Here is a 20,113-nt window from a genome sequence, read left to right as displayed (position 1 = left end):
GCATGGACGGCGCTTTCGCAACATGTAGCTCGCATCAATATATACTATAGGTTGCACAACCTACAGTAACCATATACTGTGCCCGCGTCAAGACACAGCAAAGGGAGGGATCCATGCACGACTATGTGATGATGTGGAATGCAATCGCGCTGGAATTGAACGCTCGCGATCACACCGGAATTATGAATGCAAAGAATCAGCGCGGACCAACCGCAAGTTCACGCGCACTCGCTATGGTTCACATTGCGATGCACGATGCCTTTTTCGGGCGGACCAACTTGCCCCCTCTTAGCTCGGCCCATCATGGGCTTCAGGGAGCTATTAATACTTTCTTGAACATGGGCGGATTGGCGCCACCGGCGGCGAGCGCGGCCAACGAGGGCGCGGCAATATCCGCTGCTGCAGCGACGGTATTGCTGCATCTGTATCCAGATTTCTCCAGCATTGTTGACGATGCGATGCGCGGGTTTGACTTTGGGGCCAATGCTGGATTGGCCTTTGGCACTGCCGTCGGCAATGCCGTGATCGCCGACAGATCCACGGATGGCTCCGATGAAGGCGGCGCAGTCCAGAAGATAAATGGATACTGGCGTCATCGCGAAGATCCTACCAATCTGGGCCAAGGCTTTCTTGGGCAACGTTGGGGCACTGTGCAGTTGTTTTCCGCCTCCGCTATCCCGCCGCTTGCAGACCACCCAGTGCCGAGATCTAGTCCGTATAATCGCGCTCATGATCAGGTTCGAGCCAAAGGCAGCAGAATTCTGGAAATTGGTACTCCAGGCGCGGGCTTTACTCCCCGAACTCCACTGCAGACTTTGATCGGACTTTACTGGGCGTATGACGGTGCTTCGCAGATCGGTACGCCACCTCGGCAGTATAACCAAATCGTTCGAGAGATAATCGGGCGCAATGTAATCGGGGCCGATCGGGTGGCGGCTTCGGCACGTCTCTTGGCACTCGTTAATGTGGCAATGGCTGATGCCGGGATTGCCGCATGGTTTTACAAATACACATATCAGTTCTGGCGGCCCGTTCTGGGAATTCGAGAATATGATGACAGTTATTGGTTAGGCGGCAGTGCTGTGTCCCATGCGCTTCACAATCGCTGCGATCCATGGTGGATACCTCTCGGCTCGCCAAGAACAAATGAACCGGGCAAACATAGCTTTACTCCTCCTTTCCCCGCCTATCCTTCGGGTCACGCTACGTTTGGTGCCGCTGCCTTCGAGATAACGCGACGGTTTTTCGGCGTATCACCAAATGCCCAGGACAATCTATTCTTCAATGCGATCTCAGATGAGTGCGATGGTCGAGCCATCGCGGAAGACGGCTCTATCAGGGGGCGTCAGCGTCGCCACTACGATTCGCTACTTCGTGCAATGTTCGACAACTCGGTCAGTCGCGTTTATCTCGGCGTCCATTGGCGTTTCGATGGGCTCGCAGAGACTATCACTAGTCATCAAGATATTCTGACCGACACCTCTAATATCGGCGGGGTTCCGCTAGGACGTGCTATCGCTCACAATATTTATAATAGTGGCCTAACCAGGAGCAGCGCGCCAAGGGCGATGATTACTCCCAAGAACCTGGCGCCCGTCCCTTAGTGATAGAGCAAAGCATACGGCCGTGCCGGTGAATGCTCTTGCCGGCGCGGACAATTCCAAAATTGCGCATTGGATCGCGTGTAGGATCGCCGGCGCCGTCGATCCGATCCGCGGGCGGCAATCTTCGACACCGAAGTAGTGTCGCTGCTGAATGACACCAAGCTTAGCCCGGGGGCGATCTTTGAGGAGATCGGGCGGCGCCATCCCAAGCCGGGCGATGGACGGCGAACCCTGGAGCGGCGTGCCCGTGCCTCGGGGGCGTCGCTCGGCTTCGATCGCGAGGTGATCTTCCGGCAGGCCTACGAGCCCGGCCGGATAGGTCTGTCGGACTTCACCGAAACGGCCGATCTTTGCGTCACTGTCGCCGGTGCGATGCTCAATCACTGGTTCTACCACTTCCCGTCTCGTCTAATCTCGCTTCGAGCACGCCCATGTGACTCTGGGTGGGGAGAGCTAAGTCGCCCTAGAGGAAGGCTCTGTAGGCGGGGGCGGCGCTGGCCAAGCTGTCCCGACATCGAAGCAGCGGCCGGTCGGCCGCTTTCCGAAATCCGGATAGAGCGAACGGAACGACTTGGCCGGGCGTTACGACGCACTGTGCGCCCACTATGGGATGGAGCCGACTCACAAAAGCCGGGGTGGGCGCATGAAAATGTCGCCCGGCACATAGGCAACGCGTTTCTGCACATTCGTGGAGGTAATCCGCTGTATATCCTCGGCTATGGTCGGGACGTCCGGGTAAACTTACTCCGCCGCCTTCGTGGTCTCGGCGAAGAAGCGGTTCTCCGGCCGCGGCAGGCCGAGGTTCTCGCGCAGGGTCCTGCCCTCGTATTCGGTGCGGAACAGGCCGCGCCGCTGCAGCTCGGGCACGACCTTGTCGACGAAGTCGTCGAGCCCGCCCGGCAGGTAGGGAAACATCACGTTGAAGCCGTCGGAGGCGTTGGTCTCGAGCCACTCCTGCATCTGGTCGGCGATCATCTTCGGCGTGCCCATCATGGCGAGCCCGCCGTAGCCGCCAAGCCGTCCGGCAAGCTGGCGCACCGTCAGGCCCTCGCGCTTGGCGAGAGCAACGACCCGTTCTCGGCCGCTCTTGCTCTGGTTGGTTTCGGGGATCTCCGGCAGCGGACCGTCGGGATCGAACTTGCGCGCATCGACGCCGGTCGCAATCGAAACAGCGGCGATGCCGCTCTCGTAGCTCACCAGGCTGTCGAGCCGCGCGCGCTTCTCCTTCGCCTCGTCGAGTGAGTCGCCGATGATGGTGAAGGCACCGGGCAGGATCTTGATGTGGTCCGGGTTGCGGCCGATCTTCGCCGCGCGGCCCTTCACGTCGGCATAGAAGGCGCGGCCCGCCTCGATCGGCCCACCGGCGGCGAATACCACCTCGGCTGTCTCGGCCGCGAGCTGACGGCCGGCATCCGAGGCGCCGGCCTGCACCATCACCGGCCAGCCCTGGACCGGACGGGCGATGTTGAGTGGCCCGCGCACCTTCAGGTACTTGCCCTTGTGATCGAGCACATGGAGCCGGGACGGATCGAAGAAGACACCCGACTCGACGTCGCGGATGAAGGCGTCGTCGGCCCACGAATCCCACAGGCCGGTGACGACGTCGTAGAACTCGCGCGCACGGGCGTAGCGCTCGGCATGCTCCATCTGCTCGTCCATGCCGAAATTCAGCGCCGCGTCGGGATTGGACGTGGTTACGAGGTTCCAGCCGGCTCGGCCGTTGGACAGATGATCGAGCGAGGCGAAGCGCCGGGCGATGGTGTAGGCCGGCTCGAAGGTGGTGGAAGCCGTGGCGATCAGGCCGAGATGCTCGGTGTGCTGGGCCAGCGCGGGCAGCAGCGTCAGTGGATCGAACGACGTCACCGTCGCCGAGCGCTTCAGCGCCTCCATCGGCATGTTCAGCACGGCCAAATGATCGGCCATGAAGAAGGCGTCGAACCTGCCGCGCTCCAGTGTCTGAGCGTAGCTGACCAACGCCTTGAAGTTGAAGTTGGCATCCGGCGTGCCGCCGGGATAGCGCCATGCCGCGGTGTGGATGCTCACCGGCCGCATGAAGGCGCCGAGGCGGAGTTGTTTCTGGGTCATGGGCGAAATCTTGCCTTGCGGCGGGCCGGCCGCAAGGGGCGCCGGACGAGAAGAGCTAATTCGTTCTATTAGGCCAGCGTTCGTCGAATATTCCCGTCGTCCTGAGCGAAGCGAAGGACCTGACGGAACGGCCACCGAGTCTCTTGCCGGCGTGAGGCCCTTCGCTTCTCTCAGGAAGACGAGGAGGCATTTCCTACCCTTCCCACGAAGGCTTCTGCAGCTTCATGCCGTGCGCCCCTTTGTAGGCAGGACTTTCCGGCGGCCTCCACTCCGTCAGCACCGCCTTGTCGAGCTCGTACACTTCGATACCCAGCGGCCGGCAGACCTCGAGCGGATCGCGCGCATCCGGTCCCCACAGCGGTACCGACAGGTCTCCGCCGGGACAGGTAGAGAGCGCGCACAGCAGGTCGATCTCGGCGAAGAATTCGAGATGGTCGCCGGTCTTCGCCGGGCACGCGCGCATGAAGTATTTGTCGGCGCGGTTGAGGCCGGTGCATTGGAAGACGTTCAGCACGTCGTGCACGTCGAGCTCGGTCAGGCCGTAGGATGCCACCGCGCGCACCAGGTTCGAATGGCAATGGAAGTCGAAATCCTCGCCGGTCAGCATGCGGTTGACGTAGGGATCGCAGCGCGTGCCGAGCAGATCGTGGACGCGCCCGCCGAACTCGTCGATGCCGTAGTCCTTCAGGCTGTCCGACGTGATGGTCGCGAGCGGCCGCAGATAGGGCAGGGTCGACCACAAGCGGTCGAAGGTCGTGACATGCGCCGCCTGGAGCTGACGCGTGCGCGACGCCCACAGCCGCTCACGCGGATTGTGCCGGTTCCAGATGTTGAGGTCGCCGACCTGCGGGCCCTCGACCGTGACGATGCGGAAGACATGTCCCGCCGGCACCGTCCAGGCGCGACCGGTGCGGATCGGGATGGTGAAGGAGTCGATGAGCTTGCGTTCAGTGCCTTCGGTTACACGCTTGTAGAACGCCTTGTCGACGGCAAGAGCCGAACCGGCGCTCGCCTGATAGGCAGCAGGGAAGTCTTTCATAGCGCACCTTTGTCATCCCGAGCGCAGCAAGGGATCCATGCTGCAACCCATAGATCCCTCGCTGCGCTCGGGATGACAACGTGCGTCGGATGGAATCACCCGATCGGCGGGTGCTTCTTGTCCATTCCCGACGCCTGTTCCCAGGCGCGGGCGACGCGAAACAGCATCGCCTCGTCGAAGTTGCGGGCGGCGAACTGCACCGAGAGCGGCAGGCCGCCGGAGGAGAGACCCGACATCATCGCGAGAGCGGGATGGCCGGTGACGTTGAACGGCGTGCGCGCCTGGCGTGGATAGGTACGCTCGACATCGGCCGGACGGTCGATGCGGCACGCGGGGTCCATCGAGCTCGCGCAGAGCAGGACGTCGACCTCGCTCAAGGCCGCGTTCACGGCGGCGATCATCTCCGCACGGCGCGTGTTGGCCGTCACGTAGTCGCCCGCGGCGAGAAACGCGCCCGGCATGAGGCGGCGACGCGCCAGCTTGCCGTAGTCGCCCGGCCGCGTGCGCAGCCACTCGCCGTGGATCGCCCATGCCTCGCTCTGCATGATCACGCGGTTCACCGCCCCGAACTCGACCAGTGACGGCAGCTTGATGTCGCGCACGTCGGCGCCCAGCATCTGCAAGGCGCGCATGACGTGCTCGAGGGCCGCTGTGACTTCCGGGTCGGCCGGGACGTCGACCTCGTGGAAATGCCGCACGAAACCGATGCGCAGCCCCTTGGCGCCGTGGTCGAGAGCGGCACGATAATGGCCGGTCGGCACGGCCGCGCTGCCGGGATCGAGGGGATCGTGGCCGGCGATGGCTTCCAGCATCAGCGCGTTGTCCGTGACCGTCCGCGTCATAGGCCCGACATGGTCGAGCGTGAAGGACAGCGGGAAGACGCCGCGCCGCGACACCAGCCCGTAGGTCGGCTTCAGCCCGACGATGCCGCAGCAGCTGGCGGGATTGCGCACGCTGCCGCCGGTGTCGGTGCCGAGCGCCATCGGAAACAGGCCGGCAGCGACGCCGGAGCCCGAGCCCGACGACGAGCCGCCCGGATGATGATCGGGATTCCACGGATTGCGCGCCGGCGGCCACGGCAGGTCGAAGCTCGGCCCGCCAACGGCGAACTCGTGAGTCGACAGCTTGCCGACAACGATCGCGCCGGCCGCGCGCAGCTTGCTCACGCACACCGCGTCGGCGGTCGCCAGATTGCCGTCGAGAATCTTCGAATGGCAGGTCGTCGGCAGTCCGGCGACGTCGATGATGTCCTTGATGCCGACGGGAACGCCGTGCAGCGGTCCCCTCAGACGTCCCGCCGTCGCCTCGGCCTCGGCGACCTTTGCCGCGGCGAGCGCCGTTTCGCCGTCGAGGCGAATGAAGGCGTTGAGCGTCGGGTCGAGCTTCTCGATGCGCGCGAGATGCGCCTGCATCAGCTCGACCGGCGACAGCTCCTTGGTCGCGATGGCATGCGCCGCATCGGCTACCGTCATGTAGTGCAGATGGCCGTGCCCGGCCTCGATAGCGGCGTTCATAGCCCGTCTCCCGCGCGCATCGCAGGCCACGGCTCGGCCCGCGGATCGGACGGTGTCTTGATCTTCGCCATCACGCTCGCCGCCTGGGCCGCCGCTGCCGCGACATCATCGGGGAACTCAGCCAGCGCCTTGTCGAGGCCGGCCCGTTGCGCCAGCGCCTGCATAAATTCCTTGTCCATGGACTGCATCCCTGAAAGTCCTTTGCCGTTGTGCAGGTCAGCATGAATCGCGCCACATCGTCCATGGGGTGGGCGCGTTTCGAAGGGGGAGTGCGTGGCGACTGACCATACCTTGGCGATCTTCATTGCCGAGCTGATTCTGCTGCTGTTCGTCGGCCGCGTGCTCGGCGAAGGCATGAACCGGCTCGGCCAGCCGGCACTGTTCGGTCAGTTGCTGGCGGGCGTATTGCTGGGCCCGTCGGTATTTGGCCTGCTGCTGCCCGAGCTGCGGAACGTGATCTTCCCCGACAACAAGACACTGAAGGCGATGATCGATGCCGTCTCGCAGATCGGCATCCTGTTGCTGCTGCTGCTGACCGGCATGGAGACCAACCTGGCGTTGGTGCAGCGCCGGCGCCGCGCCGTGATCTCCTCGTCGCTGTCGGGCATCGCCGTCCCGTTCGTCTGTGGCGTCGCGCTAGCCTACGTGATGCCGACCGATATCGTTCCGGCGCACGAGAACCGGCTGGTGACGGCGCTGTTCCTCGGCACGGCGCTGGCGATCTCCTCGGTCAAGATCGTGGCCATGACCCTGATGGAGATCGGTGTCATCCGCCGCGACATCGGCCAGCTGATCCTCGCCACCGCGATCCTCGACGACACCATCGCCTGGATCATCATTGCCGTGATTGCCGGCATCGCGATCCATGGCGGCGTCGACCTCGCCAGCGTCGGCGCGAGCCTAGCGGGCACCGCGCTGTTCCTCGCCTTCTGCCTGACCATCGGCCAGCGGCTGGTGGCGCGACTGATCGTGTGGGTGAACGACCACATGACCATCGAGATGCCGGTGATCACTGCCATCCTGGTCGTCATGCTGACGCTGGCACTCACCACCGACCTGATCGGCGTGCACACCGCACTGGGCGCCTTCATCGCCGGCATCATGATCGGCCAGTCGCCCATCCTCACCGAGCACATCGAGGGCGAGCTGCGCGGCTTCATCATCGCCTTCTTCAGCCCAGTGTTCTTCGCCGTCGCGGGCCTCGGCATGGACTTGCGCACCCTGATGGACCCGACCCTGCTGCTCTTCACCCTCGCCGTCATCCTGGTCGCGAGCGTCGGCAAGTTCGGCGGCGCGCTGATCGGCGGCTGGCTGGGCGGTCTGACGACGCGGGAGTCGCTGGCATTGGCGACCGGCCTCAACGCACGCGGCTCGACCGAGGTGATCATCGCCAGCATCGGTCTCGGCATGGGCGCGCTGAGCAGCGAGCTCTACACGATGATTGTGGCGATGGCGGTGGTCACCACGATGGCGATGCCGCCCACGCTTCGCTGGATGATGGCGCGCGTGCCGATACGGGAGGAAGAGGCCAGACGGCTCGAAACGGAAGAAGCCGAGCAGACACAGGCCCTGCCCAAGATGGAGCGCGCGCTGGTCTATGTCGACGACAGCGCCAACGGCCGGCTGGCGGCGCAACTTGCCGGCCTGTTCGCCGGCCGCCAGCAGATGCTGACGACGGTGCTGGAGCACGTGTCGGCAGACAAGCGAGTGGAGCAGTCCGGCGCACGTGACCAGGTCGCCGAAGCCAGCCGGACCACCGCCGACCGCCCTGCCGGCGGCGACGCGCTGGTGTCGGCGCGGGCGGACAGCGGCGGCGACGGGCTGGCACGGGAGATTTCGCGCGGCTACGCCATCGCCTTCGTCGGCCTCGAGCGACCGATTTCTGCCAACGGACGCCACTTCGAGGAAAAGCTGCAGGAGCTGTTGGCCACGTTCACCGGCCCTGTGGCGATCGCCGTCAACGGCGTGGGCGCCGCCGGCCCGTCCGACATCCCGCTCGACATCCTGCTGCCGGCCAGCGGAGCGCAGGATGCACGGCTCGCCACCGAGATTGCCCTGTCGCTCGCCCATGCCAGCAAGGGCAAGATCACCGCGCTGCATGTCTTCCATCCGCAGGACGACACCGCCCTGCTGCGCGGCCGTGCGCGCCGGCAAGGCATGTCCGTGCTGGTTGATGTTCATCGGCTGGGCAAGCGCAGCGGCGTGCCGGTGAAGGGACTGACCGCAACCAATGTCAGCCCCGAGGCCGAAATCAGGCGCGCCCTTCGCGGCGGCCGGTTCGACCTGATGGTTCTGGGCACGTCGCTGCGTCAGGGCGAGACCAAGTTCCTGGGCCCACGAATGGCCAATCTGCTGGGTGTCATCCGCACGCCGGCCCTGCTGATCGCGCGCTGATCGGTTCAGTCCCTCCGCTCCTTGAAGCGGCCGCGACGCTCGCCCAGTGGAACTGGGCCGAGCTCGAACGGCGAACCAGCACCACCTCACCCTGAGAGCTTGTGAAAAAATCGACCTGGCGATTCAAAGATGATCTCGCTCCCCACTTGCCTCACCCTGAGGAGCGCAGCGGAGCGGAGCGTCTCGAAGGGTGGCAACGCGTACAACCTCGATAAAATGCCGAGATCGCAGCACTTTCCGTGCGTCCTTCGCGTCGCCATCCTTCGAGACGCTTCGCTGCGCTGCGCTCCTCAGGATGAGGCGGAGGGGTAGCCAGATTGGTCTTCTCACTGCCGGCCGATAAATTCGCAAGCTTTCAGGGTGAGGTAAGTGGGTGGCGAGATCATCATTGAGTCGCGACGTCGATTTTTTCACAAGCTCTCAGGATGAGGCGGGAAGGTTGCCAGACCGGTCATTTCACCGCTGGCCAGTAAATTCACAAACTCTGAGGAGTGTAGCGCAGCGAAGCGTCTCGACGGGTGGAACGAGCGCCTTGCCCGTTGCCATCCTTCGAGGCTCGCTGCGCTCGTGCCTCAGGATGAGGTGGGATTTGGGCGAGCGGACTCCGTCCTAGGTCGCGCCTGCTCGCCGGTGTAGCCTTTCCCGAAAATCTGAAAGGAAACGACTTGAGAGAGTGGGTGATCGCGGCGGTGTTCGCCGCTTCGCTGCCAGTAGCGGCGCGGGCCGCCGATCCGGCGTTCAATCCCGAGAATGGCCCGGTGAAGATCGTCGTCGGGTTCCAGCCCGGCGGCATCGGCGACACGGTCGCGCGGCTGTTCTCCGAGGCGGTCCAGAAGCGGCTCAACCAACGCGTGGTCGTCGAAAACCGGAGCGGCGCCAACGGCATGATCGCCTTCGAAGCGACGGCGAAGGGCAAGACCGATGGCATCGCGCTGGTGCAATGCTCGACCGGCGCAATGGCTGTCAGCCCGGTGCTGCCGGGTGTCGTCCTGCCAATTGACATGAACAAGGACCTTCAGCCGGTCGCGCGCTTTGTGCAGTCCAACTGGGGAATCGCGGTGCCGAAGGACTCACCGTACAAGACGCTGGCCGACCTGATCGACGACGCGAAGAAGCGGCCCGGCGCGCTCAATTACGGCCATGCCGGCGTCGGCTCGCTGCAGCATCTCGCCGCCGAATGGCTGGCGGTGAAGGCCGGCATCAGGATGCAGGGGATAGCCTATCGTGGCACCGGCCCCGCCGTGCTCGAACTGATGGGCGGCCGCATCGACCTGGTCGTCGGCAGCCTCGGCGACTTCTCGGCCCAGGCCAAATCGGGGCAGCTACGTGTCCTGACCCTGATCGACGATATCGGCTCACCGCAATTTCCGGATGCGCCGCAGGCCTCGGCCACGGTGCCGGGTTATGCCGTTACGGGCTGGATCGGCGTCTGCGGCCCGCGCGGCCTGCCGGCGTCGGCGATCCGCTGGTGGGAAAAGGCGACGGAAGCCGCCCTCACCGATCCCGACCTGCAGAAACGCCTGCCGGATTTCGGCCTGACGCCGGGCTACGAAGGCGCCGAGGCATTCGCCAGGACGATCACGGCCGAGCAGGCGCGCTGGAAGGCCGTCATCGATGCCAACAACATTCGCGCGGAATAGGAGGCTCATCATGCGCAACAGCCGAATAGATGTGCGGCCGATCTCCGGCGCGGGCGGCGCGGAGATCTTCGGTGTCGACGTCGCGCAGGATCTCGACGATGGCACGGTGGGCGAGATCCGCGACGCGCTGAACGAGCACTGCGTCGTGTTCTTCCGCGACCAGGAAATCGACGTGGCGCAACACAAGCGGTTCGCCCGCAAGTTCGGTGAGATCTTCATCCATCCGAACTTCGCTACCGTCATGGAGGATCCGGAAGTGGTGATGGTCCGCCGCGAACCGGGCGACCTCTCCTACGTCGGCGAGGACTGGCATACCGACACCACCATGTGCGCCGAGCCGCCGATGGGTGCGATCCTCTACGGCATCGACGTGCCGCCGTACGGCGGCGATACCATGTTCGCCAACCAGTATCTCGCCTACGACGCGCTCTCGCCGACCATGAAGAAGCTGCTCGACGGCCTGCGCGCCGTGCACAGCGACATCGGCATCGCCGGCCCGCAGGCCAGCCGGAACAAGCTGCGCTCGACCAAGAATCGCGACGACGAAGGCTGGCGCGAGACGCGCAACACCCACCCGATCGTGCGCACCAACCCCGAGACCGGCCGCAAATGCCTGTTCGTCAATGCGTCCTACACGATCGGCATCGAGGGCATGACCGCGGCCGAAGGCAAGGCGCTGCTGGACTTCCTGCTCGAGCATGGCCATCGGCCGGAGTTCACCTTCAGGTTCCGCTGGCAGAAGGGCTCGATCGCCTTCTGGGACAACCGCAGCACCAAGCACATCGCCCTCGGCGACACCGGCCCCTTCCGTCGCCTGATGCGCCGCATCCAGATTGGCGGCGCCGGCGTGCCAGCTTGACACTGCTGGGAGCAGAAAGAGTCAGTTCAGCCGCTCGAGCTTCGTGACTTCCTGCGGCGGCAGCTCTGAGAGATAGAGATTGCCGTCGGCGTCGCCGCTCAGGCCGTGTGCGCCATTGATCGCGCCCCGGCAACGGCCGATCAGCTTTCCGTCGAGCGTGAGCAGGCTGATGCGCGGGATCTGGTCGGTGACGAACACCAGGTCGCGGTCGTCGATCCAGATCTGCATCGGATGATAGAAGTCACCCCACTCGGCAACGAAGTTTCCCTCGCGATCGAACACCTGCACGCGATTGTTCTCGCGGTCGGCGACCAGCACCCGGCCGCGGCTGTCGACGGCGATGGCATGCGGGGTGGTGAAGGCGCCGGGTCCGCTGCCCTGCCCGCCCCAGGTGTGAAGCAGGCTGCCGTCTGCGGCGAAGCGATGAACGCTCGAATTGCCGTAACCGTCGGCGACGTAGATCTCGCCGTCGGGCGCCTGCGCCGCCGCGGTCGGATGGTTGAACGGCGCGTCGAGCGACGGCCAGTGCCGCTTGCCCAACGCCTGCACGACCTTGCCGTCCTTGTCGAAGCGCAGCACCTGATGCGCGTCGCGGTCGGCGACCAGGATACCGCCGTTGGCCGAGGCGTTGATGTAGTGCGGCTCGGCCAGGGTGCCTTCACCCCAGGCGCCGATCTGCTTTCCGTCACGGTCGAATACCAGCACCGGCTGGTCCGCGCCTCGCTGCACGACATGGACATGGCCCGCGCCGTCGACCATCAGGTCGGACAGGAAGCCGAAGCCTTGCCCCTCGGGCTTGGCCCACTTGCGATGGATGGCGTAGCGGCGGTCACCGAGGATGACGGTGTAGCGTTCGTCGGACATTATTTGGGCACCTCGCCGGGCGCGGTTCTGTCGGAAGCGAAGAGATAGTTGCGAATCTTCCAGACGCCGCCCTCGCGCCGGAAGACGACGAGCAGGTTGAACGACTCCTGCGTCTCCGCGCCGGTGGCCAGCACCTTGACCGTACCGGTCGACAGCGCACGCGCCCAGCCGAGATCGCCCGATTGCTCGGCCTCCTGCAGGCTGAACCTGAGGCCGACCTTCAGTGTGGCGAAAATCGCCTTGTACGCGGCGCGCAAAGCGTCCTGCCCGATCGCAGCCTTCGCGCCTTCGCCCATGAACACGCCGCCAGGACCGTACAGGCCCACCAGCGTCTCGACATCGTTGGTATCGAGAGCGGTCGAATAGGTCTCCAGGATCTTCTGGAATTCCGGCACGGCCTGCGCCCGGGCCGCCCCCGCAAAAGCGGCGAGCACTGCGGCGAGACACAGGACGTGACGGGCGAGAGACGGACGCATGGGCCGGTTCCTCCAGGCGACGACGCCACATAGGCAGGGAACATGCCAAGAGGCAAGATGGGCGCATGTCCGACCCTCTCTCGCCCGACCGTCTCGTGCTGCATGGCAGCTTCACCTCGAGCTCGTCCTACAAGCCGATGCTGTTCCTCACCCTGGCCGGTCTGCCCTTCTCCTTTCGCACGGTCAATCTCAAGAACGGCGTGCAGAAGCAGCCCGAGCATCTGGCGATCAATCGTTACGGCCAGGTGCCGGTGCTGCGCCATCGCGGGCTGACGCTCGTGATGTCGAACGTGATCCTCGACTATCTCGCGCGCACCACCGGAAAGTTCGAGGCCGACAGCGAGCAGGACCGCATCCATGCCCGCGAGTGGCTGGCGTGGGAGAACGACGCCATCACCAACGTCGCGCGCGTCCGCCATTTCGCCCGCTTCCGGCCCGACGTGTCGCAGGACATCGTGAACTTCTTCCGCCCCGGCGCCGAGGCCGCACTCGACTTCATCGACACGTCTCTGGCCGGCCGCCGGTGGCTGGTCGGCGATCACTGCACGATCGCCGACCTCGGCTGCTTCGGCCGCCTGGTGTTCATGGCCGAGGGCGGCATGTCGCTCGACAGCCGCCCGCATGCGGCGGCGTGGCGCGAGCGCATCATGACGATGCCCGGCTTCGCCCTGCCCTACGACCTGATTCCCAAGAAGGACGCCGAGTTCGGCTGATCGACGGGTCGCCTCCGAAGGCGACCAGTCGCCGCCGCGGACGGTCTCAACGCGGATCAGTCAGATATTCGTCGAGGAGCTTTTTTACTCGGGCTTTGTCAATGTCGTCGCGAGGCACGAAAATGCCGAGCGATTTGACTCGTTGAACGACGTCCAGAAACTCGAGGATTTCGCCGTAGATTTTCAGCCGTGGCCAGAAGTCGTGTACGGCGATGAGAGCCGGCGGCCTGATACGAAGCAGGGCGAACAGCGCGCATGCTACTCGAAAGCGGCCATCGATGAAGACGAAATCAACGGGAGGCGATTTGAGTTTTCGCCAAATCGCACGCGAATACTGCGGCCATCGGGCTTTCGCTGCGGCATCGACGGGATAGCCCCAGGCTTTCGTTTGACCAATGTTGACCCTGTGCATCCTGAAGCGACCAGAACGCAGGGCGGTTGCGGCGCTGGATACGCCGCAGACCTTGCCTGCCCAGGTCTTGTCCGACTCGACAGAGTCGAGAACTTCGACTTCATTTTCCAGAAAGAGGATGGTGGAGCCACCACAGCCGAACTCGAGGACGTGATGACGGTTGCGACTGGCTGCACGCAGCAGGTCGACTTCCTCCGGCATCATGCAGGCAGCCAATTCGCCCATCCCCACCGTCCGTTTACGCATTTCCAGCCTGGCGCCAGAGGCGCTGCAACAGTCAGTCTCGGTCGGGCTGTCAGGACACGCGATCGATCCGCACTGAGCGAAACTGCTGACCGCATTGGCGAGCGCCACGGCAATCGGCAGATGCTCCGAGATCCTCGGACGGCCGCCGACGGCAATATCATGGCAATCCCGGCGACGAGGAAGATCGCGGCATTCATCCGCCTCAGCCCCGCCCGATCAGTAGTCCCATTCCATCTTGACCCCGACCTTGCCGGTCGAGTCGGCGCCGATGTCACCCTGGATCTTGGTGTGGGGCAGGACCTCGATCTCGACCACGCCGCGACTCGAATCGGCGGAGGCCCCTTGCCTGGCGCCGACGTAGATGCCGGGCGCCACGTAGCGGCCACCCTCGATCGACGTCGACGTGCCCGAGCTGCCGCCGCCGGAGTTGATCGATAGCTGGTCGAGCCCCAGCCCACCGCGAATCTTGGACAGAAAGCCGCCGCCGACCGGTTGCCGGCCGGTCAGCTCGGCCAGCGCCTGCGCCGCGCTCAGCAGTTCGAACGGGCTGAGGCCGGCCGACGGCTTGCCGAACAACAGCAGCGCCATCGCCTCGTCCTGCGGCAGGGCCGGCGAAGAGGAGAGCTCGATCTTGGGCGCGCGTGCAGACCCGGTGATGTCGACCTCGATCGTCGTGCCCTGCACGGTGGTCGTGGCGGCGAAGTCGAGCAGCGGATCGATGGTTGTCCCGCTCATCAGCGAGACGTTGCCGCGGGTGAAGTTGAGACGATGGCCGACAAGGTTGAAGTCGCCCCGCCGCAAGGTGAGGTTCCCCTGCACCGCGGGACCGGAGGGATCGCCGGTGACCGTGAACTGCCCGCCGACTTCGGCATTGAGGCCGCGACCGCGCACGAACACCGCCTGCGGCGCCTGGACGGTGAGATTGAGCCGTATGCCATCGTTCGCCGGCGGCTTGGGTCCGACCGGCACAGGGGGCGCCGGTGGCGCCGGCGCGGCGCCAGCCTTGGTCGTGCCGTTGACCTCTCGCACGGCAATGGTGGGAAAGGCCGCCGCCTGTGCTGCGGCAATGGAGATTTCGGCGCGATCGATCGTGATCGGCCCGGACACCTCGAAACCATTGAGCGAGGAGCCGGCGATCTTGACGTTCGCCGATGCTGTGGCCAGCAGGTCTGGCCGGCTGACGGCCAGTGCCTTCTGCGACGTGACCGCGAGATCGACCGGGAATCCCTGGGTGGGGTCCAGACGAACCGTACCGGTCGCGGAAATGCTGCCGCTGCCCGCTGTCTGGAAGCTCAGGCGCTGCAGCTGCAGCGTGTCGCCCTGCAGCGACATCAGCGCCTGGCCGCCGCTCAGGCGCAGGCCGGCGTCGGGCAGGGAGAGACCTGCATTGGCGAGTGCGATCGTGCCGCTTCCCGTCACGGCATTGCCGGCGATGTTCAGGGTCAGGTCAGGGCGCAGGGTGCCGGTGACGTTGCGCACGGCAAGGCCCAACGCCGGCGAGAAGGGCGCAAGGTCGGCGGTGCCGGAGATCTGCACGTTGGCGGTGCCCTGAGGGAGCGCTGCCCTGGCCTTGATGCCCAGGCTGGTGGCGCCGCCGGCAGTCACGCGTGCATCGACCGACGCCTGCCGATCAGCCATCGACGCAGTGCCCTGAACGGCGAGCGCCGGCAGCAGCGCCGTCTCCGGCCGCTTTATCCGCAGGCCACGGGCCGCGTAGGTCGCCTGCACCTTCGGATTGGCGAGCGCGCCCGTCACGTGCGCCTTGGCCTGCAGGCTCCCGTCGAGGCCGGTGCCGGGCGCTAAGGCATCGACAAGCGTGAGCGGCAGGCCCGTGATGTCGAGCGTCAGGTCGCTCGCGGCAGGATCGACCACGCCGTTGACTGCGAGCCGACCGCCGCCGAGCCGGAATGCCGCCGGTTCGATCGTCACCCTCTGGCCAGCGACCTTGAGGCGCGCCGGGGAATTGAGCGCCAGGGGGATGCCCTTGTAGCGGCCGTCGAAACGCTGCAGCCTGACGCGGATTTCTTCAGGGGTCGGCTCGACCTTGGCGGCGAGGCTCGCGTTGGTGATCGGCCCGGCGACGGCCAAGGTCATGTCGAACGCCTTGATATCGCCCTTCACCGTGGCGTTGGCGCGCCCGATGTCGGCCACTCCACTCAGGCCCTCGGCCTTGATCGTGGCGTCGGCCGCCGCCACGCCCATCGGATCGGTCACCGTGGCGTCGAGCTGCAGCGAGCCGACGCCCGTCGTTCCGCTGCGAATCCTGTCGCCGCGCAAGACAATCTTCACCTTGCCGGCGGGATCCGGCTCGGTCACGATGTCGAGGTCGAGCGCGCCCGCCAGCGGGTTGCCGATCAGCGGCGCGAGATCCTCGAGCCGCGCCATCTTGAGGTGGCCCCGGCCGGTCGCGCCCTTGGGCGTCACGCTGAGCCCGGCGACATCGACCGACGCGCTCGCCCATCCGCCCTGCAACTCCGGCACCAGCACGCCGCCGTCGGCCTTGCGCTCGAACCGGCCGTCTAGCTTCACCGGCTGGTTGGCAAGGTCGCCATCGGCCTTGAGCCGTCCGCGAATCGCCTCGCCGTCCAGCGTGGCGTCGAGCAGCAGCGCCAGCTTCCTGGACGATATCCCGCCCCGGCTAAGATCGGCGAGGTCGACGGAGAATTGAAGGTCGCCACCGGTCGGTGTCAGCACCACCGTGCCCTTGGCCGATGCAGCGCCGCCGACATCCTCCTGCAGCAGGCCGAGCCTGGGCAGCGCCAGGGTCAGGTCGATCTGGCCAGTCCGTTGGCGGCCGCTGCCCGACATCTCGAAGGTGAAGCCCGGGCTCGCTATCGCGACCTTGTCGAGCCGCCACGCCTCGTTGGCCTGCAGGCCGGCGCTGCCGCTCAGCTTGATCGTCTCGCGCAGCAGTCCGGGCGGCGCACCCTCGAGAGCAAGCTGCTCGAGCATGCCTTGCCAGTCCACCTTCTGGCCGTCCTTGTCGCTGCGCGCCGTCAGCTCGAGACGGCCCTTGCCGCCCAGCTTCATGCCAGCGAGCCCCTCGAAAGCCGAGAGGTTGGCGAGATCGATCGTGACCTTGCCGTCGGCGGCCTGGGTCGAAGGCATGAAGCTGCCGCCGCCCTTCAGCGCAGCGAGCGGCGTGGCGGCATCGAAGGATTCGACGACCAGCCGGCCATTGGAGTCCAGGCCGAGCTTGGCCGAGAGATCGACATGGCCCGGCGGCGGCGCACGCTCGCCAAGCATGGGCAGTGCCACGTCATCGGCCGAGCCCTTGAGCGTCGCGGTGGCCTGGGGCTTCTTCGCTAGATCTGAAGCCGCTGCCTGTATATCTAGCTTCAGGTTCCGCCATTTCACGCCGCCCGCGAGATCGCTCAATGGTCCGGCTTCGGCTGCCTGCAGGTTGGCAGTAGCCTCGAGCTTGTCGGCGGCGGTGTCGTAGCGTGCCGTCGCATCGATCTGGGCCGGTCCGACTTTCAGCGCCGCCTGCTTCACGATCAGCAGGCCGGCATCGTCGAACGTGGCCTCGCCAGTGAGAGTAGCCGGTGCGCGCAGCATGCGGGCGATCGGGCTGTCCGGCAGTCCCGGAGCGACGGCGCTGAGCTGCAGCGAAAGAGCAGTCGCGGTGCCGTCGCGATGCCAGCGGGCAGCACCGTTCGAGGTGACGGCGTCGCCGGCAGCGGCGGTAAGGTCGGCCGTGCCGTCGCTACGATCGCCCTTGGCGACCAGCTTGAGCGACATGCCGTCGAGATCGGGCCGGCCGATCAGGGCCGCGACGACGCCGCCCTTGGACGATTCTTGCGCCACGATCTGACCGTCGATGGCGAAGCGGTCGAGGCTGAAGCCGAGATCCGCCGACAGATGTGCCGTCGGACCGTCGCTGCGAGTCATATCGAGCTTCACGCGGCTGGGCGTGCCGTCAGCGGTGACCAGGCCCGAGCCGTCCAGCTTCCAGTGCGAGTCGACGCCGCCCAGCGGTGCACCGACATGCAGGTCGGCAACCGACAGCGAGCCGAGATTGACGCCGACCGGCAACTTGAAGCCACCGTCGGACGACGGCTTGGCCGGCTCGTCCGAGGGCAGCGGCGGGCGCTGCACGTCGATTTTCGCCGCCGAGACCTGGTCTACTCTTACGCGACCCGTGAAGAGCGACGTGAACGACCAGCGCACCTGAGCATCATTGATCGTCAGCCATGCGCCCTGCTTGTCGCGCAGCTCGATCTTCGCAACATGCAGGTCGGTCGGCACGAAGCCACTCACTCCCGCCACCTGTAGCGTGTCCGACGAAATGAAGCTGGCCGCCATCTGCTGAACCGGGGCGGTTTGCAGGGAAGCGAACAGAGCGAAACCGACCAGGATCACGCCGCCCGCCGTCCACCCAATGGTGCGGCCCACGCGCATCAGAAGGCCTGTCCAATGCTCACGTAGAGACCGAATGGAGCATCGCCCTCGCGCTTGTTCAGGGGAAAGCCCACGTCGAGGCGCGCAGGGCCGAAGTCGGTGTAGTAGCGCACGCCCACACCGGTGCCGATTCGCGGCGCGAACTGCGAGAAGTCGGGAATGGTATCGGTATAGGCGCTGCCGGCATCGACGAAGGCCACTGCGCCGAACGACTTACCGATGCGCTGGCGGAACTCGACGCTGCCCTCGACGACGCTGGCGCCGCCCAGGGGATTGTTCCAGGCATCGCGCGGCCCCGCGCTCTGGTAGGCGAAGCCGCGCACCGAGCCGCCGCCACCGGCATAGAACAGCTTGTCGAACGGGATGTTGGCGGCAGTGCCGCCGGGAATGGTGCCGAACGAAGCCCGGCCAGCCAGCACCGACCGGCCATCTCCGCTCACGTTCAGATAGGCCGTGCCGGTGACGCGGGCGATCACGAAGGGATCGCTCGGGTTGGTGAAATCGTAATAGGGCGTCAGGTTCAGGGTGAGGCGGTAGCCCCTGGTCGGGTCGACGTCGCTGTTGGCTTGGTTGTTGATCACCTGCATCGGCATGCCGAGCAGCTTGTAGTAGCCGGTGTTGCCGTAGCGCGTGATCTGCGAGACCTCGCCGGTGAGGCCGACCGTAGCCCGCCAGTGCGGATTGAAGATGCGATCGAGGCCCACTCCGAAGCTTACGGCCTTCTTGGTATAGGCATCATAGACTTCGTTCACCGCGGCTGCATTCGCCGTGGCGTCCTGCTGCTTCAGCCACCAGTCGGGCTTGCGAAAGTCGATCTTGAAGCCGTAGCCCAGGTCTTGCGTCACGTTGCCCTGGCCGATGTGATTGACCTCGGCGGAGAGCTTCAGGCTCTCGGCCTGACCGAACAGGTTGCGATGCGTCCAGAAGCCGTTCACGGCGAAACCGCGAATGGTTTCGTAGCTCAAACCGAAACCGATCGTGCGCGGCACCCGGTCCGTCAGGTCGACGTCGATCGGCAGCTCGCCCTTGTCGTTGAGCGCCGTAGCAGGCTTGACGCGCACCGAGTTGAAGACCCCGAGCGCGGTCAGACGATCGCGCAGCGCGTTCACCTTGGCCGGCGTGTAGGGATCACCCTCCTCGTACGGCACGCGGCGCTGCAAGTAGGTCGTGTCGACCTTTTCGGTGCCGGAGAAGCTCACCTGACCCATTCGGGCGAGCGGTCCCGGCGCGACGACGAAGGTGACTTTGGCCTCCTGCGTGGCGTGATCGATCAGCACCTCGCGCCGTGCGACCGCGGCCAGGGCGTAGCCGCGGTCCTTCACCTGACCGAGGATCTCGCCCTCGGTCGCCAGGATGAGCGTGGCGTCGGCGGGCTTTCCCGGCGCCAGGGTGAGCTTGCTGCGGTCGAGGCCGGGATAGCCGACGATATCGGGCGGGCCCTCTATGGCGAGATCGGTGACGCGATAGACCGGCCCGGTCGCGACATCGAACACGAAGTGCGTCTTGTCCGCCTCCGGCGTCTGATCGATGGCGTTCAGGGCGGCGGCATCCTCGACCGGCTGGTTGGCGACCGTCGCGGTGACTCGCGCGTCGTAAAATCCGCGCGAGCGAAGCGCTGTCACGATGCGCTGCCGCCGAGCCTGGGCGCCCTGCAGCAAGGCCAGGCTGTCGCCGGTCAAGGGCTGGTCCTTGTCCAGGTCGTCGGTGAGGGTCTTCAGCTCCTCTGCCATCCGTTCGTCTCCGGTGACCGTGAGGGCAAGATCGGCCGTGCGCGCATGGGCAACAACCAGCAAAAGGCAAAACAGCGCCAGTGCGGCCACCAGACGGAATAGCCACATCATCTTGGGAGTTGAGCCGGCCAGCATA

The 20,113-nt window shown here is 65.5% G+C and carries 14 protein-coding genes; 5 read left to right on the top strand and 9 right to left on the bottom strand.

Going from position 1 to position 20,113, the window contains the following annotated elements:
* Positions 1–113 precede the first annotated feature (113 nt).
* On the top strand, positions 114–1,604 hold the full coding sequence (locus tag ACQY8M_RS05060; RefSeq protein WP_428669504.1) for a hypothetical protein: 1,491 nt from the start codon (positions 114–116) through the stop codon (positions 1,602–1,604).
* A gap of 741 nt (positions 1,605–2,345) precedes the next feature.
* On the opposite strand, the gene ACQY8M_RS05055 is transcribed toward ACQY8M_RS05060, so the two are convergent.
* The 4 genes from ACQY8M_RS05055 to ACQY8M_RS05040 all read right to left on the bottom strand — a co-directional run bounded on the left by ACQY8M_RS05055 (position 2,346) and on the right by ACQY8M_RS05040 (position 6,421).
* Positions 2,346–3,689, bottom strand: a complete 1,344-nt coding sequence (locus ACQY8M_RS05055; protein ID WP_428669502.1) for an LLM class flavin-dependent oxidoreductase — start codon at positions 3,687–3,689, stop codon at positions 2,346–2,348.
* A gap of 193 nt (positions 3,690–3,882) precedes the next feature.
* Positions 3,883–4,728 (bottom strand): urea carboxylase-associated family protein, encoded by an 846-nt coding sequence (locus tag ACQY8M_RS05050; RefSeq protein WP_428669500.1) that lies wholly within the window; start codon positions 4,726–4,728, stop codon positions 3,883–3,885.
* 95 nt (positions 4,729–4,823) lie between these two features.
* The gene (locus ACQY8M_RS05045) at positions 4,824–6,242 is read right to left on the bottom strand and encodes an amidase (protein ID WP_428669498.1); all 1,419 of its coding nucleotides are present in this window, start codon (positions 6,240–6,242) and stop codon (positions 4,824–4,826) included.
* Complete coding sequence (locus ACQY8M_RS05040) at positions 6,239–6,421, bottom strand: hypothetical protein (RefSeq protein ID WP_428669496.1); 183 nt, start codon at positions 6,419–6,421, stop codon at positions 6,239–6,241. The genes ACQY8M_RS05045 and ACQY8M_RS05040 overlap by 4 nt, the downstream gene beginning before the upstream one ends.
* Before the next feature lie 94 nt (positions 6,422–6,515).
* On the opposite strand from ACQY8M_RS05040, the gene ACQY8M_RS05035 reads away from it, so the two are divergent.
* The 3 genes from ACQY8M_RS05035 (at position 6,516) to ACQY8M_RS05025 (ending at position 11,135) form a co-directional block, all read left to right on the top strand.
* Positions 6,516–8,636 carry a cation:proton antiporter gene (locus ACQY8M_RS05035; protein WP_428669494.1) on the top strand — a complete coding sequence of 707 codons (2,121 nt, stop codon included), beginning with the start codon at positions 6,516–6,518 and terminating at the stop codon, positions 8,634–8,636.
* A 665-nt stretch (positions 8,637–9,301) separates the two neighbouring features.
* A complete protein-coding gene (locus ACQY8M_RS05030) occupies positions 9,302–10,276 on the top strand; it encodes a Bug family tripartite tricarboxylate transporter substrate binding protein (RefSeq protein ID WP_428669492.1) in 975 nt (324 codons plus the stop codon).
* A 10-nt stretch (positions 10,277–10,286) separates the two neighbouring features.
* A complete protein-coding gene (locus tag ACQY8M_RS05025) occupies positions 10,287–11,135 on the top strand; it encodes a TauD/TfdA dioxygenase family protein (RefSeq protein WP_428669490.1) in 849 nt (282 codons plus the stop codon).
* 21 nt (positions 11,136–11,156) lie between these two features.
* Here the strand turns inward: ACQY8M_RS05025 and ACQY8M_RS05020 are convergent, their stop codons facing one another.
* Entirely contained in the window at positions 11,157–11,999 is an 843-nt protein-coding gene (locus tag ACQY8M_RS05020; RefSeq protein WP_428669488.1) for a 6-bladed beta-propeller, read from the bottom strand.
* Positions 11,999–12,475: a YybH family protein gene (locus ACQY8M_RS05015; RefSeq protein WP_428669486.1), complete on the bottom strand. Its 477-nt coding sequence runs from the start codon at positions 12,473–12,475 to the stop codon at positions 11,999–12,001. Before ACQY8M_RS05015 ends, ACQY8M_RS05020 begins: the two co-directional genes overlap by 1 nt.
* 65 nt (positions 12,476–12,540) lie before the next feature.
* Here ACQY8M_RS05015 and ACQY8M_RS05010 point away from each other — a divergent pair, with 65 nt between their 5' ends.
* A complete protein-coding gene (locus ACQY8M_RS05010) occupies positions 12,541–13,188 on the top strand; it encodes a glutathione S-transferase family protein (RefSeq protein ID WP_428669484.1) in 648 nt (215 codons plus the stop codon).
* A gap of 46 nt (positions 13,189–13,234) precedes the next feature.
* Here the strand turns inward: ACQY8M_RS05010 and ACQY8M_RS05005 are convergent, their stop codons facing one another.
* The 3 genes from ACQY8M_RS05005 to ACQY8M_RS04995 all read right to left on the bottom strand — a co-directional run bounded on the left by ACQY8M_RS05005 (position 13,235) and on the right by ACQY8M_RS04995 (position 20,088).
* On the bottom strand, positions 13,235–13,954 hold the full coding sequence (locus ACQY8M_RS05005) for a hypothetical protein (RefSeq protein WP_428669482.1): 720 nt from the start codon (positions 13,952–13,954) through the stop codon (positions 13,235–13,237).
* A gap of 108 nt (positions 13,955–14,062) precedes the next feature.
* Positions 14,063–18,247 (bottom strand): translocation/assembly module TamB domain-containing protein, encoded by a 4,185-nt coding sequence (locus tag ACQY8M_RS05000; protein WP_428669480.1) that lies wholly within the window; start codon positions 18,245–18,247, stop codon positions 14,063–14,065.
* A complete protein-coding gene (locus ACQY8M_RS04995) occupies positions 18,247–20,088 on the bottom strand; it encodes an autotransporter assembly complex protein TamA (protein WP_428669478.1) in 1,842 nt (613 codons plus the stop codon). The genes ACQY8M_RS05000 and ACQY8M_RS04995 overlap by 1 nt, the downstream gene beginning before the upstream one ends.
* Between the last annotated feature and the right edge of the window lie 25 nt (positions 20,089–20,113).

Source organism: Reyranella sp. (genome assembly GCF_965279465.1).
GTDB lineage: Bacteria > Pseudomonadota > Alphaproteobacteria > Reyranellales > Reyranellaceae > Reyranella.
The sequence above is the reverse complement of the archived record's forward strand: the minus strand, read 5'-3'. Positions and strand labels throughout refer to the sequence as shown.

Bases quoted from the DNA above. Each gene is read 5' to 3' on its own strand.
- ACQY8M_RS05060 (WP_428669504.1), top strand. From the start codon at position 114: ATGCACGACTATGTGATGATGTGGAATGCAATCGCGCTGGAATTGAAC.
- ACQY8M_RS05055 (WP_428669502.1), bottom strand. From the start codon at position 3,689: ATGACCCAGAAACAACTCCGCCTCGGCGCCTTCATGCGGCCGGTGAGC.
- ACQY8M_RS05050 (WP_428669500.1), bottom strand. From the start codon at position 4,728: ATGAAAGACTTCCCTGCTGCCTATCAGGCGAGCGCCGGTTCGGCTCTT.
- ACQY8M_RS05045 (WP_428669498.1), bottom strand. From the start codon at position 6,242: ATGAACGCCGCTATCGAGGCCGGGCACGGCCATCTGCACTACATGACG.
- ACQY8M_RS05040 (WP_428669496.1), bottom strand. From the start codon at position 6,421: ATGGACAAGGAATTTATGCAGGCGCTGGCGCAACGGGCCGGCCTCGAC.
- ACQY8M_RS05025 (WP_428669490.1), top strand. From the start codon at position 10,287: ATGCGCAACAGCCGAATAGATGTGCGGCCGATCTCCGGCGCGGGCGGC.
- ACQY8M_RS05020 (WP_428669488.1), bottom strand. From the start codon at position 11,999: ATGTCCGACGAACGCTACACCGTCATCCTCGGTGACCGCCGCTACGCC.
- ACQY8M_RS05015 (WP_428669486.1), bottom strand. From the start codon at position 12,475: ATGCGTCCGTCTCTCGCCCGTCACGTCCTGTGTCTCGCCGCAGTGCTC.
- ACQY8M_RS05010 (WP_428669484.1), top strand. From the start codon at position 12,541: ATGTCCGACCCTCTCTCGCCCGACCGTCTCGTGCTGCATGGCAGCTTC.
- ACQY8M_RS05000 (WP_428669480.1), bottom strand. From the start codon at position 18,247: ATGCGCGTGGGCCGCACCATTGGGTGGACGGCGGGCGGCGTGATCCTG.
- ACQY8M_RS04995 (WP_428669478.1), bottom strand. From the start codon at position 20,088: ATGATGTGGCTATTCCGTCTGGTGGCCGCACTGGCGCTGTTTTGCCTT.